The 16,015-nt window shown below is 69.1% G+C and carries 10 protein-coding genes; 6 read left to right on the top strand and 4 right to left on the bottom strand.

Annotation, left to right across the window (positions count from 1 at the left end; genetic code table 11):
- Positions 1-32 precede the first annotated feature (32 nt).
- The 4 genes from ACFYRX_RS19310 to ACFYRX_RS19295 all read right to left on the bottom strand — a co-directional run bounded on the left by ACFYRX_RS19310 (position 33) and on the right by ACFYRX_RS19295 (position 5,179).
- A complete protein-coding gene (locus ACFYRX_RS19310) occupies positions 33-1,052 on the bottom strand; it encodes an ABC transporter permease (RefSeq protein WP_389101081.1) in 1,020 nt (339 codons plus the stop codon).
- Complete coding sequence (locus tag ACFYRX_RS19305) at positions 1,049-2,614, bottom strand: sugar ABC transporter ATP-binding protein (RefSeq protein ID WP_389101079.1); 1,566 nt, start codon at positions 2,612-2,614, stop codon at positions 1,049-1,051. Before ACFYRX_RS19305 ends, ACFYRX_RS19310 begins: the two co-directional genes overlap by 4 nt.
- Positions 2,615-2,616: 2 nt before the next feature.
- The gene (locus ACFYRX_RS19300; protein ID WP_389101077.1) at positions 2,617-3,765 is read right to left on the bottom strand and encodes a substrate-binding domain-containing protein; all 1,149 of its coding nucleotides are present in this window, start codon (positions 3,763-3,765) and stop codon (positions 2,617-2,619) included.
- 313 nt (positions 3,766-4,078) lie between these two features.
- The gene (locus tag ACFYRX_RS19295) at positions 4,079-5,179 is read right to left on the bottom strand and encodes a substrate-binding domain-containing protein (RefSeq protein WP_389101075.1); all 1,101 of its coding nucleotides are present in this window, start codon (positions 5,177-5,179) and stop codon (positions 4,079-4,081) included.
- 558 nt (positions 5,180-5,737) lie between these two features.
- On the opposite strand from ACFYRX_RS19295, the gene ACFYRX_RS19290 reads away from it, so the two are divergent.
- From ACFYRX_RS19290 to ACFYRX_RS19265, 6 genes are all read left to right on the top strand, one after another.
- Positions 5,738-7,234 carry an arabinofuranosidase catalytic domain-containing protein gene (locus ACFYRX_RS19290; protein WP_389101073.1) on the top strand — a complete coding sequence of 499 codons (1,497 nt, stop codon included), beginning with the start codon at positions 5,738-5,740 and terminating at the stop codon, positions 7,232-7,234.
- A 107-nt stretch (positions 7,235-7,341) separates the two neighbouring features.
- The gene (locus ACFYRX_RS19285) at positions 7,342-9,960 is read left to right on the top strand and encodes a LamG-like jellyroll fold domain-containing protein (protein ID WP_389101071.1); all 2,619 of its coding nucleotides are present in this window, start codon (positions 7,342-7,344) and stop codon (positions 9,958-9,960) included.
- Between the two features lie 327 nt (positions 9,961-10,287).
- Positions 10,288-11,574 (top strand): ABC transporter substrate-binding protein, encoded by a 1,287-nt coding sequence (locus tag ACFYRX_RS19280; protein WP_389101069.1) that lies wholly within the window; start codon positions 10,288-10,290, stop codon positions 11,572-11,574.
- A 6-nt stretch (positions 11,575-11,580) separates the two neighbouring features.
- A complete protein-coding gene (locus ACFYRX_RS19275; RefSeq protein WP_389101067.1) occupies positions 11,581-12,486 on the top strand; it encodes a carbohydrate ABC transporter permease in 906 nt (301 codons plus the stop codon).
- Entirely contained in the window at positions 12,486-13,418 is a 933-nt protein-coding gene (locus tag ACFYRX_RS19270) for a carbohydrate ABC transporter permease (RefSeq protein ID WP_389101065.1), read from the top strand. The genes ACFYRX_RS19275 and ACFYRX_RS19270 overlap by 1 nt, the downstream gene beginning before the upstream one ends.
- On the top strand, positions 13,415-16,000 hold the full coding sequence (locus ACFYRX_RS19265; RefSeq protein WP_389101063.1) for a beta-galactosidase: 2,586 nt from the start codon (positions 13,415-13,417) through the stop codon (positions 15,998-16,000). Before ACFYRX_RS19270 ends, ACFYRX_RS19265 begins: the two co-directional genes overlap by 4 nt.
- Positions 16,001-16,015: the final 15 nt, after the last annotated feature.

The following is a 16,015-nucleotide window of genomic DNA, read 5'->3' as shown; positions in this document are numbered from 1 at the left end:
CCACCCGGCTCCCGGTGGACTTCTGCCCCTGGCTAAGCCCTGCTCCTGCCGAAGTAGCGGGCGCGTGCCCGGTCGAGCAGGATGGCGACGCCGAGGACCGCTCCCTGCACCACCTGCTGGTCGTACGGGCTGACCTTGAGCGCGAGCAGACCGTTGGTGATGAACTCCAGCAGGATCGCGCCGGCCGCGATACCGGCGATACGGCCCTCGCCGCCGGAGAGCGACATGCCGCCGACCACCGCGGCGGCGATCGCGGTCAGTTCCCAGCCCGCGCCGACCGAGGGGTCGGCCACGTTCATACGGCCGATCACCAGGATGCCGACCACACCGGCCAGCGCGGCGCTGGCGATGTAGGTAGAAGTGATCCGGCGGGCGGTCGGGATTCCGGCGAGCCGGGCGGCCTCCCTGTTGCCGCCGACCGCGTAGATCTGCCGGCCCACGTAGGTGCGCTCCAGCACGAACCAGGCGACGGCGGCCGCGCCGACGAAGAACAGTGCGGGGACCGGCACTTCACCGACGTAGTACTGGCTCAGGTTGCTGAACAGGGGGTCGAGGTTGTTGATGGGTGAGCCACTGGTGATCGCGAGCGCCGTGCCCTGGGCGACGGTGTAGGTGACCAGTGTGATCACGAAGGGGGGCACGTTCAGGCGGGTGACCATGACGCCGTGCCACAGGCCGACGCAGGCGGTGATCACCAGTGTGAGCAGGATCGCGACGGGCGCGGGCAGACCCTCGTTGACGTTCATCCAGCCGGCCAGGATGCCGGCCAGACCGGCCAGCGCGCCCACGGACAGGTCGATGCCGCCCGTCAGGATGACCAGGGATTCGCCGATCGCGAGGATGCCGACCTGGGAGAGGTCGCGGCCCATCACCTGGAGGTTGCCCACCGCCGTGTAGGTCTCCGCGTTGGCGGCGATCGACACGAACACCACCACGCAGGCGATGATCACGCCGGCCTCCGGGGAGGCGGCGAGTCTGCGGGCGAGGGTCTTCACCGCCGAACGGGACGGCGGCGCGACCTCGTTCGGGACGAGCGTGCTCTGCGCGCTCATGCTGTGGCTCCGTTCGTCACTGGGTGTGTCTCAAGAGGAGCGGTGCCGGCGGCGGCCGTCATGATCCGTTCCTTGGTGGCGTCGGCCCGGTCGATGACCGTGGCCACCCGCCCGTGGTTCATCACCGCGATGCGGTGGCAGATCCACAGCAGTTCCTCCAGCTCGGAGGAGGCGACCACCAGCGCCATGCCCTGCTCCGCCGCCCGGTCGATCAGCTTGTAGATCTCCGCCTTCGCGCCGACGTCCACACCGCGGGTCGGCTCGTCGAGCAGCAGCAGACGCGGTTCGGCGGCGAACGCCCGACCGAAGATGGCACGCTGCTGGTTGCCGCCGGACAGCGACCCGATCGGCTGCTCCACCGACTGCATCCGCACGTTGACGTTCTCGGTGATCTTCCGTGCTTCGGCGCGTTCCCGGCCCGGCCCGAGCAGGCCCCGTGTGCTGATCCGTCTGAGCACCGAGACGAGGACGTTCGCCCGGATCGACGCGAACAGCACCAGGGACTGTTCCTTTCGGTCCTCGGGGATCAGCGCGATCCCGGCCGCCACGCCGTCCCCGGCGCCTCGCGGTCGGTAGGACTCGCCGCCCAGCCGCATCCGGCCGCCCGTGGAGGGCTGTGCGCCGGCGATGGTGTGGACCAGGCGGCTGCGGCCCGAGCCCATCAGCCCGGCCACGCCGAGGATCTCGCCCTCGCGTACCTCCAGGTCGACGGGTCCGAGACCGTCCGCGGTCAGGCCCTCGACCTGGAGCAGGACCGGGCTCGTCGCCGGCGGCGCCTTCGGCTCGCCCTGCGCGACCTCGCCGCCGACCATCTCCCGGATCAGCCGGTCCTCGGTGGCCTCGGCCGGTTCCAGGTCGGCCACCAGCCTCCCGTTGCGCAGCACCAGGACGCGGTCGCTGATGTCCCGCACCTCGTCGAGTCGGTGCCCGATGAACAGCACCGTGCCGCCGCGTGCGGCGAGTTGCCGGGCGAGGCCGAGCACCATCGCGGCCTCGACGGGACCCAGGGACGAGGTCGGCTCGTCCAGGATGAGCAGTTTTGGCTCGCGGCCCCAGGCCTTGGCGATCTCGATCATCTGCCGGGTCGGCACCGGAAGGGTGCGTACGTCCCTGCTCACCGGGATCGTCGTGGCGGACAGTCCGATCTCCGCCAGCATGGCCTCGGCCTCGGTGCGTTGCGCCGCCCGGTCCACCAGGAACCGGCGCTTCGACGCGCGCGGGCGGCGCCCCAGCAGCAGGTTCTCGGCCACCGAGAGCTGTCCGACCAGCGGGAACTCCTGGGAGACCATGGCGACACCGAGCTGCCCGGCCGCCTCGGTCGAGCCCGCGGCAAGGGGTTCGCCGCCGATCAGGATCTCGCCACCGTCCCGGTGGACCGATCCGGCCAGGGTGCCCATCAGCGTGGACTTCCCGGCGCCGTTCTCGCCGACCACGCCGACCACCTGCCCGGCGTACAGGTCGAGTTCGGGCAGGTCCAGGACGCGTACGGGACCGTAGGACTTGTGGACTCCCCGTAGCCGCGCGGTGATCGCGCGGCTCGGGGTGTTCTTCGTGGCCGTCATCCTCAGCCGATCCCGAGCTGTGACTCGAGGGACTGGTAGGCGCTCAGGTCGGACTTGGTGACCAGGCCCACGCCGGAGCTCAGGGTCGAACCGTCCTTCTCCAGGTACGGCTTGACGATCGCCATCGTCCTGTCCTTGCCCAGCACCTTCTCCGCGGCCAGGATGTACGCCCCGGTGTAGCCCTGCTGGTACGGCATCTGCACGACGGTGCCGGAGATCACGCCGGACTTGATGAACTTCAGCGTCTGGGCGTCGGAGTCGTCGGACACGATGTGCACGGAAGCCGTCTTGCCGGCCGAGGTCACGGCCTGGGCCAGCGCGGGACCGTCGTAGGAGTAGACGCCGTAGAGGCCGTTGACGTCCGGGTTGTTGGCGAGGATGGTCTCCGCGTCCGAAGTCGCCGTACTGGCCTGGAGGTTGTCGTTGACCTTCTGCGCGACGGTGATCTTGGTGCCCTTGAGTGCGGCCTCGAAGCCCGCGATGCGCTGGGTGGCGTTGGAGGCGGTGAGCGAGCCGACCAGGATGGCCACCTTGCCCTTGCCGCCGAGCACCTGCTTCATGGCGGTGCCCGCCTGGAAGCCGGCGGTGTAGTTCGGGGTGCCCAGGTACAGCGAGGCGGCGTCGGTGCCGGGCAGCGGCGAGTCGATCGCCAGAACGCCGATGCCCTTGTGGACGTCGGTGTGGATGGTTCCCGCGGCCGAGGTCGGGTCGATCGCCGAGATCGAGTAACCGGTGACGCCCTGCGAACGTAGCGTCTCCAGCTCCGAGTTCTGCTCGGTCAGCTTGCCGCCCGGCGGGGCGAAGTAGGTGCACTTGCTCTTTGCGACGCCGAGGTCGGAGCAGCCCTTGAGGAAGCCGACCTGACCGGCCTTCCAGTAGTCGGCGGCGACGTTCACCACCATCGCGATATCGACCTTGGACAGGTCCTTGCCGGACAGGGCGGACTTCAGCGCCGCGTCGAGCTTGGCGAGGTTCGTCTGGTTGAAGGTGACCGAACCGGCCAGGGCGACCGGGGCGGCGCTGGAGCCCGCCGAGTTCGAATCGGCGGCGGAGGAACTGCCGTTGGCGTTCTTTGAGCAGCCCGCGGCGGTGAGCGAGATGAGCACCGCGGTCGCGGCGACGATGGTGCGGGACCTTCTGCTACGGAGCATTGCTGATCAGCGTCCTTCTGGGCGTGTCGAAGTGGCGGAGCCCACGGCCGGAAGCAGGTGTGGGCGGATCGGGGATGACGGGATCGGGGACCGGCCGAGGCGTACCGGTGCGTCCGGGGCCGGGGCCGGGAATGCGTGAGGTCCGCTCCGGAGCGGTGTGCGGCTCAGGAGGGGGTCGTCGCCGTGGTGATCGCGGACGGCGATGCGGGATTGTCTGACGGGGAGCCAGGACCATAGGTCAACTGCTCCGCATGTCAGCCGAGTTGAGGCTGGTGGCGGGCCCCCGGAAAGGGGGTGTACGACGTTGCTGTGATCACATTCGACGGTGGCGGCGCTCGGAGTGACCGATGGCAGCCCATGCCGGACTCCCTCTTTCAGGGTCGGGGCGGGTGGCCGAGGTTCGCACCACGAGCGTGGGTGGGATGACGATGTGAGGTGTCTCGTCGGCGGCCGGGAGCCGCGCACCGGGGTCGCCGACGATCTCGATCAGCATGCGCAGGGCGCGCCGCCCGAGTTCGTCGAAGTCCTGGCGGACGCTGGTCAGCGACGGTCCGAAGTACTCGGTCTCCGGCATGTCGTCGAAGCCGACGACGCTGATGTCCTCGGGGACCCGGAGTCCGGCCTGTTGCAGGGCCCGCAGCAGGCCGAGGGCCATGTGGTCGTTGGCGCTGAAGACCGCCGTGACGGCGGGGTCGGCGCCGATCCGTCTGCCGAGCTCGTATCCGGTGCGGACCGTCCAGTCCGCGCCGACGAGCGGTTCGGCCACCAGGGCTCCCCGTTTCTCCAGGGTGTTGCGCCATCCGGTCTCGCGCTCCTGCGCGTCGAGCCAGGAACGCGGCCCGGCCAGGTGGTGCACCGTGCGATGGCCGAGGTCGAGCAGGTAGTTGGTGGCGAGTTGTGCGCCCGCCTCGTTGTCCACGGCGACCGAAGCCAGTGCGCTGTGGGTGCCGCAGCCGACCGCGACCAGGGGCACGTCCGCCGGTACGTTCGCCGGCGCCCCGATCGCCCCGATCGCGGCGGTCTGCGGGGCGATCACGATGATTCCCTCGACGCCCTGGTCCCGGAGCCGGTCGACGGCGTCCAGTACCGACCGCCGGTCGAGCGTGCCGACAGCGGCCACGGTGACGAAGTAGTCGTGCTGTCTGGCCGCCTGCTCGATGCCGTAGAGCATGCAAGCCGGTCCGTACAGCGTGGTGTTGAAGCTGATCACGCCCAGGGTGCGGGTGCGGCGGGTCGCCAGGGTGCGGGCGGCGGCGTTGGGGCGGTAGCCGAGTTCACGGACCGCGGCGAGCACCCGGTCCCGGGTGACGGTCCGCACGTTGGGGTGGTCGTTGAGGACCCGCGAAACGGTCTGGTGCGAGACGCCCGCGAGCCGGGCCACGTCCGCCATCACCGGTGCGCGATCCGCGTCCATGCCCCAACTCCTGACGTGCCGTCAATCTGTGGATGGAGCGCGCATTTCCGGTGGGAGCGGCACGCCGTGACGAATTGTTAACGCACACATTCCGCGGGGGTCAAGGCTGTTCGGGCCCCGCCATTTCGCAATCCGGCAACAATCCGCACACCGCAAAGTCCCCTCCGACCTGGCCATATCGCTCATCGGAGGATCCCGTGCGGCCCGGCCGCGACCCCGGGTAAACAGACTGCACAGCTTTTGTTTCCGCACTCTTGACTGTTCGACAGTGTTGACCGGGCATTCATACCGCCGTAAAAAGAGCGGGGTCGCGAGACCAGCCGTTCGCTCCCCCACCACGCGAGAACGGCATGCGCACAAGTCCTCAGTCCGGACCGAGTCGCCGCTCCCAACTGCGGCGAAGCTCTCGGCAACACCGCTCGACCTGAGCAGCACTCGGTCCGGCCCACCCCCACCGCCCTCCCCCATGAGCTCGGACCGAGCGAGCGACGGCACCCGAGGGCCGGGGATGTTAGCGCTCACAATGAATGACGGAAGAGGTTCACCGTGAAAGGTCGAGTGACAGACCGGCGTCCACGAGGGCTCCTGCTGACATTGGGGGCGGTCCTCACCCTCGTCGCGGGCATCCTGGCCGGGATCGTCGGCGTCGCGGGCACGGCCCAGGCCGCGTCAACCCTGCCCTGCGACATCTACGCCTCCGCGGGGACCCCGTGCGCGGCGGCGCACAGCACCACGCGGGCGCTCTACGGCAGTTACAACGGCTCTCTTTACCAGGTCAAGCGCGCCTCGGACTCCGCCACCACCGACATCGGCGTACTCAGTGCCGGCGGCTACGCCAACGCCGCGGCACAGGACTCCTTCTGCTCCGGCACGACCTGCGTCATCACCAAGATCTACGACCAGAGCTCCCACCACAACGACCTGACCATCGAGGGGCCCGGCGGCAACGGCGGACAGGACGTCGGCGCGATCGCCAACGCCCTCCCGGTCACGGTCGGCGGCCACGCGGCGTACGGCGTCTTCGTGTCCGCCGGCGTGGGCTACCGCGACAACAGCACCACGGGCGTCGCCACCGGCAGCTCCCCCGAGGGCGCGTACATGGTGACCAGCGGCCACCACGTGAACAACCGCTGCTGCTTCGACTACGGCAACGCCGAGACGTCCGGCAACGACACCGGCAACGGCCACATGGACGCGATCAACTTCGGTACGGAGTGCTGGTTCTCCTGCTCCGGCGCCGGATCGGGCCCCTGGGTCGAGGCCGACCTGGAGAACGGGCTGTTCTTCGGAGGGAACGGAGCCAACTCGAACAACAAGGGCAACTCCAGTGAGTTCGTCACCGCCCTGGAGAAGAACAACGGTACGACGACCTACGCGATCAAGGGCGGCAACGCGCAGTCGGGCTCGCTGACGACCTGGTACAACGGGGCCCTCCCCAACCTCGGCGGATACACCCCGATGCACCTGGAGGGCGCCATCGTCCTCGGCACCGGCGGTGACAACAGCAACGGATCCGACGGCTCCTTCTTCGAGGGCGTCATGACCTCCGGCTACCCGACCGACGCCGCCGACAACGCCGTGCAGGCCAACATCACCTCCGTCGGCTACACCACCCCGGCCGCGTCCTTCCCCGTCGCCGGCACCGCCTACCGCCTGACCAACACCAACTCCGGCAAGGTGTTGGACGCGGTGAACTGCGGTACCGCCAACGGGACTTCGATCGACCTGTGGGCCTCGCTCGGCAACACCTGCCAGCAGTGGAAGTTCGCGAGCGCGGGCAACGGCCACTACACCGTCACCAACGTCAACAGCGGCACGGTCCTGGACGACAAGAACTGCGCGCAGAGCAACGGCACAGCCGTCCAGTTGTGGGCCTCCCTCGGCAACACGTGTCAGCAATGGGACGTCACCAGGGCCGGCAGCCACTACACCCTCACCAACGTCAACACGGGCATGACGCTGGACGTGGCGAACTGCGGAACGGCCAACGGCACCGCGGTCCGCCAGTGGCAGCAGCTCGACAACACCTGCCAGCAGTGGGACATCGCCCCCTGACCAGAGGACCGGCGCCCCCACGGCCTCTGCTCACACGATCGTCCTCCTCCCTTGCCCGGTCGTCCCGACCGATCCGCCTCGCATCCGCCTCGCAAAGGAACTCCCGCATGCCTTCAGAAGCCGGACTACCCCGCAGAACCGTTCTGACAGTCCTCGGTGCCGCGTCCCTCGCCGGGACCTTCGCCGCTTCCGCCCCGGCCCTGGCCGCGGAGCGCTCCGGCACGGCTGCTGACGCCACTGCCTCGGACCTCCCCGCCGCAGCAGCGCACTGGAGTTTCGACGAGGGCTCCGGAACCTCCGCCGCCGACTCCTCCGGCAACGCCCGCACCGCCACGCTCGAGGGCGCGGCCGCCTGGGACTCCGGCAAGGTCGGGGCCCACAGTCTGAGCCTCACGGCGGGCGGCGACGCCACCGCTTCCGGGCCCGCCGTCGACACCTCCCAGGCGTTCTCGGTGGCCGCCTGGGTCAACCTCGGTCAGCTGGGCGGCTACCAGACCGCGGTCAGCATCGACGGCAAGGTCGTCAGCGCCTTCTACCTGGGACTGCGCGACGACACCGGTACCTTCGCCTTCGCCCGGCTCGACTCGGACGCCACCCAGAACGCCGCCGTGGCGGCCGCCGCCTCCGCGCCCACAACCGGCACCTGGACGCACCTGGTCGGCGTCAGCGACCCCGCGGCCGGTGTCACCCGCCTGTACGTCAACGGCGTACTGGAGGGCCAGGCCGACTACACGGCGGGGTGGGCCGGCACCGGTGACACCGCCATCGGCCGGGCACTCTACGGCGGCGGACACGTCGACCAGTGGCACGGCCTGATCGACGACGTGTGGATGTTCCCGACCGCCCTGACCGCCGACCAGGTCGCGACGCTGGCCGGGGTGCCGGTGGAGACCACGACACCACTGCTGAGCGTGGACGTCGCGCACCCCGCACACGCGGTGTCTCCGATCCTCCCCGGCCTGATGTTCGAGGACATCAACCACTCCGGCGAGGGCGGCATCTACGCCGAACTGGTGCAGAACCGCTCGATGATGGCCGACGACAGCTCGCCCGTCCACTGGTCCGCCGTCGGTGGGACGGCCCTGGCGCTCGACACCGCCACGCCCCTCAACAAGGTCCTCACCCGCTCCCTCAAGGTCGTGCTGCCGAGCGGCACCGGGGCCGGCCACCGGGCAGGCGTGGCCAACGACGGGTTCTGGGGCATACCCGTGCGCCCCCGGACCACCTATACCGCCCGCCTGTTCGCGAAGGCGTCGCGACGTATCGGTCCGCTCACGGTGGCGCTCGAGTCGGCGGACGGCGCGACCGTGTACGCGTCGGCGAGGGTGCCTCACATCGGCACCGCCTTCGCCGACCGCCCCTTCGAGCTGACCCTGCGCACCGGTTCGGGCGCACCCGTGACCGGCGACGCGCGACTGACGGTCACCACCACCGACCCCACCGCCGGGGGCGAGACCCTGTGGCTCCAGCATGTGTCGCTCTTCCCGCCCACCTACAACCACCGCCCGAACGGCCTGCGCGTCGACCTGATGGAGAAACTGGTCGCCCTGAAGCCGAAGTTCCTGCGCTTCCCCGGCGGGAACTTCCTTGAGGGCAACACCATCGCGACACGTTTCAACTGGAAGAACACCATCGGTCCGGTCTGGGAGCGGCCCGGTCACATGGACGACGCCTGGGGTTACTGGTCCACGGACGGGCTCGGACTCCTCGAGTACCTGCAGTGGGTGGAGGACCTGCACGCCCAGCCGGTCCTCGCCGTGTTCGCCGGTTACACGCTGAAGGGCGAGCACGTCACCGGCGCCGCCCTCGAGCCGTTCGTCCAGGACGCGCTCGACGAGATCGAGTACGTCACCGGCCCCGTGACCAGCACCTGGGGTGCGAAGCGGGCCGCCGACGGACACCCGAAGCCGTTCCCGCTGGAGTTCGTGGAGATCGGCAACGAGGACTGGTTCGACTCCTCGGGGTCCTACGACGAGCGGTTCACGGCCTTCTACGACGCGATCAAGGCGAAGCACCCCCAGCTGAAACTGATCGCCACGACGTCCGTGACGAGCCGTACGCCGGACCTGATCGACGAGCACTACTACCTCGCCCCGTCCGCCGCCCAGGCCTCCACCCACAAGTACGACAACCGGGACCGTGGTTCGACCAAGGTCTTCGTCGGTGAGTGGGCCGCGCAGGAAGGCCGTCCCACACCCGACCTCAACGCCGCGCTGGGCGACGCCGCCTGGCTGGCCGGGCTGATCCGCAACTCCGACCAGGTCCTCATGGAGTGCTACGCCCCGCTCTTCTCCCACGTCAAGAACAACGTCTGGGCGACCAACCTGATCGCCTACGACAACCTCACCAGTTATGTCTCACCCAGTTATTGGGCGCAGCAGATGCTGACGAGCAGGTCGGGCGACACCGTGCTGCCGGCCACCGCGCGTGCGCTGCCCGCCGTCGCCACGGTCGCCACCCGCGCCGGGAACCGTCTCTACCTCGCGGTCGTCAACTGCGGGACGGAGAAGGTGGATGTGCCGGTCGAGTTGAAGGGCCTGGCCAGGGGAGTCAGGAAGAACGCCACCGCCACCGTCCTGACCGGCCCCTCGCGAACCGCCACGAACACGCTGACCGACCCCGCCGCACTGGCGCCCAGGACGCGCACCGTCACCGGCGCGGCGCCGACGTTCACCAGCACCTTGCCGCCGCTGTCCGTCACCGTCCTGGAACTCCGGCTGACCTGACAGGCGGAGCTTCACCGTCCGGGCCCTCCCCGCGTACTCCGGGGAGGGCCCGACGTTTCTCCGTCGGACTCTCGCAGGTCACGTCCATGTCAAGGGACGGACACGATGTGGTCGGCCGGTATCTGCTCGCCGCGGCCCCCACCTGCACGTACAGCCGTGATGCCTGCTTTTGCGACCTCACCCGCCCCACCGGCCCCCGGAAACCCACAGGAAACAAGGTCTTGTACCCCGGTTAAAACGACGGTTAGTTTAACCGCCATTCGAAGTCCGGCCTGATCACCCGGGCGACCTCCAGGGCGTGTGCATGTCTCAAGGAAGGGCAATGCCATGACGCTTGACCGAGCGCAGTTCTCTCGTCGGGGTTTTCTGGGTCTGGGAGTCGCGGCGGGAGTGATCACGCTGACGGCGTGCGGCTCCGGCAGCGGTTCGGGTGACGGCCCGCTGGTGATGACGGTGTGGGGTGGCGAGACCGACCGGGCGGCCTACCAGAAGCGCATCGACCTGCTGGTGAAGAAGTACCCCGAGCTGAAGGTGAAGCTCCAGCTGATCCCGTCGGACTCGTACGCGCAGAAGGTGCAGACGATGATCGCGGGCGGCAGCGGCCCCGACATCATGCAGGTCGCGGAGAACGTCAACGTCTACTCCAGCAAGAACCAGCTCCGGCCGCTGGACGACCTGGCCAAGAGCGCGGGTCTTGACCTGACACAGCGGTTCGGGACGATCGGCTCGCTGTACTCGTACGAGGACAAGGTCTACGCGGTACCGGACCGCTCCGGCGCGATGATCATGTACTACAACAAGACGCTGTTCGAGAAGAAGGGCATCAAGGCCCCCACCGCGGAATGGACCTGGGACGACGCCCTCGACGCCTTCAAGGAGCTGACCGAGAAGGGCAAGACCTGGGGGTACGCGGGCGCGGGCTGGTGGCCGGTGTGGTGGAGCTTCGCGTACCAGAACGGCGGCGCGATCATCGACGCCGACGGGAAGCCGACGGCTGACAGCGACGAGGTCGTCGAGGCCCTGCAGTGGGCGGGCGACCTGCTCTTCAAGCACGGCGTGACACCGTCCAAGGCGGAGTACGCCGACATGGGCACGGACGTCGGCGGCGACCAGGCCTTCGCGGCCGGCAAGGTCGCGGTGGACACCACCGGCTTCTGGGCCATCGCCGGCCAGGCGAAGTCGACGTTCGAGTGGGACATCGCCCCGATGTGGCGCGGCAAGAAGCAGGCCGTGTCCTCCTTCGGCAGCGGTCTCGCCATCTCCCGTACCGCGAAGAACCCGGAGAACGCCTTCAAGGCGATCGACTTCCTCACCTCGCCGGAGCCCCAGCAGCAGATCATCGCCACCGCCGAGGACGTACCGGCCAACATCGAGGTGCAGAAGAGCGAGGCGTTCCTCAAGCCGGCCTGGATGAAGACCCCGCTGAGCATGGGTGTGTTCGCGGAGTCCAGCGAGTTCCTGTTCAAGGCGCCGTTCATCCCCGAGTGGAACGAGATGCAGGCGGCCATCGACACCACGACCGCCGACTTCTGGCTCGGCAAGGAGAAGAGCGCCAAGAAGGTGCTCACCGCCCTCCAGAAGAGCCTGGAATCCATCGTCAAGTCCGCGGGATGACCGGCCATGGCAATGTCGCGGATGCGGCGCCGTGAGGCGCTCTCGTTCTACCTGTTCGTCTCGCCCTGGGTGATCGGCTTCCTCGCGTTCCTGCTCGGGCCGATGATCTCGTCGATCTACTTCTCGATGACGGACTGGGACTCCTTCACCCCGCCCAAGTGGGTCGGCCTGGACAACTACACCAAGCTGCTCACCGAGGATCCCGTCTTCTGGAAGGCCCTCGGGAACACCCTCTTCTACGCGGCGGTCTCCGTGCCGCTGGGACTGCTGGCCGGCCTGTGGCTGGCGAACCTGCTCAACAAGCAGGTCCGGGCGCGCAAACTGTTCCGCACCCTGATCTACCTTCCGACACTGGTCCCCCTGGTCGCCGCGTCGCTGGCCTTCCGGGTGGTGCTCGCCCCCTCGGGTCCGCTCAACGACATCCTCGGCTGGGTCGGGATCAAGGGGCCGCAGTGGCTCCTCGACCCGTCCTGGGTGAAGTACGCGCTGATCCTGCTGTCCTTGTGGGGCGCCGGCAGCGCGACCGTCCTGCTGCTGGCCGCCATGAAGGGCATTCCGCGGGAGCTGTACGAGGCGGCCGAGATCGACGGCGCGGGACCGGTGCGGCAGTTCTGGAGCATCACGTTCCCGCAGCTCACCCCGGTCATCTTCTTCAACCTGGTGATGGGACTGATCGCGGCGTTCCAGGTCTTCTCGCAGGTGTACATCCTCACCCCGAAGTCCTCCCAGCCCGGCACCTACAACGCCAGCCAGACCACGGTGCCCTTCCTCTTCGACCAGGCCTTCTCCTACTACCACATGGGCTACGCCTCGGCGATCTCCTGGCTGCTGTTCGCCGTGATCCTGGTGTTCACCCTGGTGGCCTTCCGCACCACCCGCCGCTGGGTGTTCTACGAGACCGAGGTGAAGTGATGGCGACCCTCGCACCCCCCGTCGCACCGCAGCAGGGCGGCCACGCCTCCAAGGACGAGGAGCGGCCGGGCGGTTCGCGCCGCGTCCTGAAGGTCTTCAGGGCGACGCCGTTCACCTACGCGACCCTGATCATCGTGTCGGCGGTCCTCTCGGTCCCGCTGGTGTTCGCCGTGTCGATCGCGCTGTCGAGCGACCACACGGTCACCACCAACACGTTCTCGATCCTTCCGCACGAGTTCGAGTGGCGGAACTTCACGAGGGTCTTCAGCAGCGATCTGCCGATGGGCCGGTTCCTGGTCAACTCGCTGCTGATCTCGCTGGGTTCGGTCATCGGCCAGATGGTCTCCAGCGGCCTGGTCGGCTACGCCTTCGCACGTCTGAGGGCTCCCGGCAAGAATGTGATGTTCCTGGTCGTCATCGCCACGATGATGATCCCGACGCAGATCACGATGATCCCGCAGTTCATCCTGTTCAAGGACCTGGGCTGGGTGAACACCTATCTGCCGCTGATCGTGCCGAACTTCTTCTCCAACGCCTTCAACGTCTTCCTGGTACGGCAGTTCGTCTCCCGGCTGCCCAGCGAGCTCGACGAGGCGGCCATGGTGGACGGGCTCGGGTTCTTCGGCATCTACCGGCGCATCATGCTCCCGATGCTGTGGCCCGTGCTGATCGCGATCGGCATCTTCACCCTGACGTACAACTGGGGTGACTTCATGGGGCCGTTGATCTACCTCAACGACGAGTCGAAGATGCCGCTGGCCCTGGGCGTGCAGTACATCACCACGACCGCGGTGGCGGGCCAGCCGCCGCCGTGGAACCTGGTGATGGTCGGCTCGATCCTCCTGACGCTGCCGATGATCGCCGTCTACTACCTGGGCCAGCGGTATCTGTACGAGATGGACATCAGCGGCGGAAGCGCGGGAGTCAAGTGAGCCACCCCACGACAGTCGGCACCGGCGTCGCCCTCGACGCCCGGGGCATCCACACCGAGGGCGGCCCGCGGGTCGTGCTGTGCGCGTCGCTGTTCTACTTCCGCCTGCCGCGGGAGCAGTGGCGGGCCAGGCTCGAACAGGTCCGGGCCTCCGGGTACACCTGCGTGGACGTCTATCTGCCGTGGAACTTCCACGAGACGGCGCCCGGCCGCTGGGACTTCGAGGGCCGGCGCGATGTCGCCGCCTTCCTGGACCTCGCGCAGGAGGCCGGGCTGTACGTCATCGCTCGGCCCGGTCCCTACATCTGCTCGGAGTGGGACGGCGGTGCGCTGCCGGCCTGGCTGCGCCTCGACCCCGACCTGCGCGTACGGCAGCACGAGCCGCGCTACCTCGCCCAGGTCACCGCCTGGTTCGACCAGGTGCTGCCGCTGCTGGCCGAGCGCCAGTACCCGGCCGACGGACCTGTCGTGATGGTGCAGTTGGAGAACGAACTGGACTTCTTCGACTGCGAGGACCGCACCGGGTATGTCACGGCCCTGCGCGACCAGGCCGTCCGCCACGGCATCACGGTGCCGCTGATCGCCTGCTCCGGTCAGGGCGACATCGAGGGGGCGACGGGCGACGTCCCCGGCGTGGTCCCGGCGTGCAACTTCTACCCGGACGACGACTCTCCGGACATCGAACCCGAAGTCCGGCGCTACGCCGAGGTGTTGGCGGAGCGCGGCCTGCCGCTGCTGATCACCGAGACCAACCGGCGCCATCGCACCCTGCGGCGCCTTCTGGCGAGCGGCGCCTCGTTGATCGCGCCCTATCTCCAGTCGTCCGGCTGGAACTTCGGGTACACGCCGTCCACGGGGAACTGGGGCGACCCCGGCAACTTCATGAGTCACGGATACGACTTCGGCGGCTACGTCTCCTCCACCGGATCCGAACGTCCCGAGTACGCTCAAGCGCAGTTGCTGGCGCGGGTGATCGACACCCTGGGTCCTCAACTCGCCCTGGCCACCTCGGCGTTGCCCCGGGTGCCGGTGTCGGCGGACTTCCCGACGAGTTCGTCGCCGTCCGCCCTGGACCTGGACGGGGGCGGCCAGTTGATCGCCGTGCCCCATCTGGGCAGCGCTTCCGGCACGGCCGTTGTGAACGGTGTGCCCGTCGCCGTCGCCCCGGACTCGTGTCCGCTGATGCTGGTCGACGTGCCCCTCCAGCCGTGGGGTCACGACGGGACGCTCGGCCTCGCGTCGGCGGATCTCGTCGCCGCGAAGGACGGCGTACTGACGTTCTCCTCCGAGGTGCCGGTCACCGTCGTCCTCGGGGACACGCGGGTCGAGATCCCGGCACCGGGGGCCGGTGTGCCCGAGCGGGTGGCGGCCGAGGGGCTGATCCTCGTCGCGCTGGCGCCGCAGGACGCCGTACGTCTGCGGGCGACGGACCGTGACGGCACGGCGCACCTGGCCGACGCACGGTCCGCACCGAGCACGACACCACCGGTCGCCGTACGGGAGGCGCGGCGGCGGTCGACGCCGGCTCCCGAGAAGTCGGCGGGGGCCCACGAACTGCCGCCGCCACTGGAGGCGTTGGGTGTGTACCGAGGGCGTGGGGCCTACCGGTCGACGGCCGATCTGACCGGTGTCGACGAGCTGCTGCTCGTCGGTGCGGCGGACATCGTCGACCTGTCCATCGGCGGGCGGACGCATCCGACGGTCGCCGGGTTTGGCGCCGCCGAGCGCATCGACGTCCGCGAGACGACGGGCCGGGTCGACGTCGAGGCCGTCGTGGAGATCTGGGGGCACGCCAACTTCGACGACGCGCGCTTGCCGGCCCTGCGTCTCGGCGCGCTGCGGGGACTCGGCGCGCTGTGGGCGGTCCGGGGGCTGACGGACGTGTCCGCCCTGTGGTCGGTGGAGGGCCACTGGACAGGTCGGCCGGCGCCGTTGCGGGTGCTCGGCGGGTGGAGCAGCACCCGTGTCGGCGTGCCCGTCACCTATACGCGCCGGATCGGGTCGGCGACCGCGTCGGCGCTGCACCTGCGGGGTGTGGTCGAGCCGCTGCGGGTGAGCGTGGACGGCGGTGAGCCGCGGACCGTCCATGCCGAGGACCCCTATGTGCTGCTGGCCGCCGGGACCCATCGGGTCTCGGTCACGCTGCCGCACCACCCGAGCGGCGGCGGTCTGCGTGCCGAACTGCTCGACCTGGAGCCGGTGACGGACTGGTCGTGCGCCGCCCAGGACGACGATCTGCTGACCGGGTTCGCCGCCGCGGCCGACACCGCACAGGCGCAGGCCGTCCAGTTGCCGCTGGCCCTGGAACCGGGGGAAGAGGTGTGGCTCGACGTCGACCTGCCGGCGTCCGAGCACGGCCGTCTGGTGCGGGCCGAGGGGTCGCAGATCCGGGTGACCGGATGGGCCGCCGGGGAGTGCGTGGGCCGGGTCTGGGTCGGCGACCGGCCGGAGTTCTCCGGCGGGGATTCGAACATACTATGGATCCCGGCTGGATGGCCCGGACTCACCCTGCTGGTGAAGGGCTCGGCCGGACCGGGCGAGCCGGAGCTCCGTACGCTGTGGCTGGAGTCATCCGACGACTGAGGGAGCATGGTGGCG

This window comes from Streptomyces sp. NPDC005374, from assembly GCF_042872225.1.
GTDB lineage: Bacteria > Actinomycetota > Actinomycetes > Streptomycetales > Streptomycetaceae > Streptomyces.
Note: the sequence above shows the minus strand (reverse complement) of the source record. Positions and strands in the feature narration are given on the sequence as shown.

Excerpts from the sequence above, each read along its gene's own strand:
- ACFYRX_RS19270 (WP_389101065.1), top strand. The coding sequence starts at position 12,486 with ATGGCGACCCTCGCACCCCCCGTCGCACCGCAGCAGGGCGGCCACGCC.
- ACFYRX_RS19295 (WP_389101075.1), bottom strand. The coding sequence starts at position 5,179 with ATGGACGCGGATCGCGCACCGGTGATGGCGGACGTGGCCCGGCTCGCG.
- ACFYRX_RS19280 (WP_389101069.1), top strand. The coding sequence starts at position 10,288 with ATGACGCTTGACCGAGCGCAGTTCTCTCGTCGGGGTTTTCTGGGTCTG.
- ACFYRX_RS19300 (WP_389101077.1), bottom strand. The coding sequence starts at position 3,765 with ATGCTCCGTAGCAGAAGGTCCCGCACCATCGTCGCCGCGACCGCGGTG.
- ACFYRX_RS19285 (WP_389101071.1), top strand. The coding sequence starts at position 7,342 with ATGCCTTCAGAAGCCGGACTACCCCGCAGAACCGTTCTGACAGTCCTC.
- ACFYRX_RS19305 (WP_389101079.1), bottom strand. The coding sequence starts at position 2,614 with ATGACGGCCACGAAGAACACCCCGAGCCGCGCGATCACCGCGCGGCTA.
- ACFYRX_RS19310 (WP_389101081.1), bottom strand. The coding sequence starts at position 1,052 with ATGAGCGCGCAGAGCACGCTCGTCCCGAACGAGGTCGCGCCGCCGTCC.
- ACFYRX_RS19275 (WP_389101067.1), top strand. The coding sequence starts at position 11,581 with ATGGCAATGTCGCGGATGCGGCGCCGTGAGGCGCTCTCGTTCTACCTG.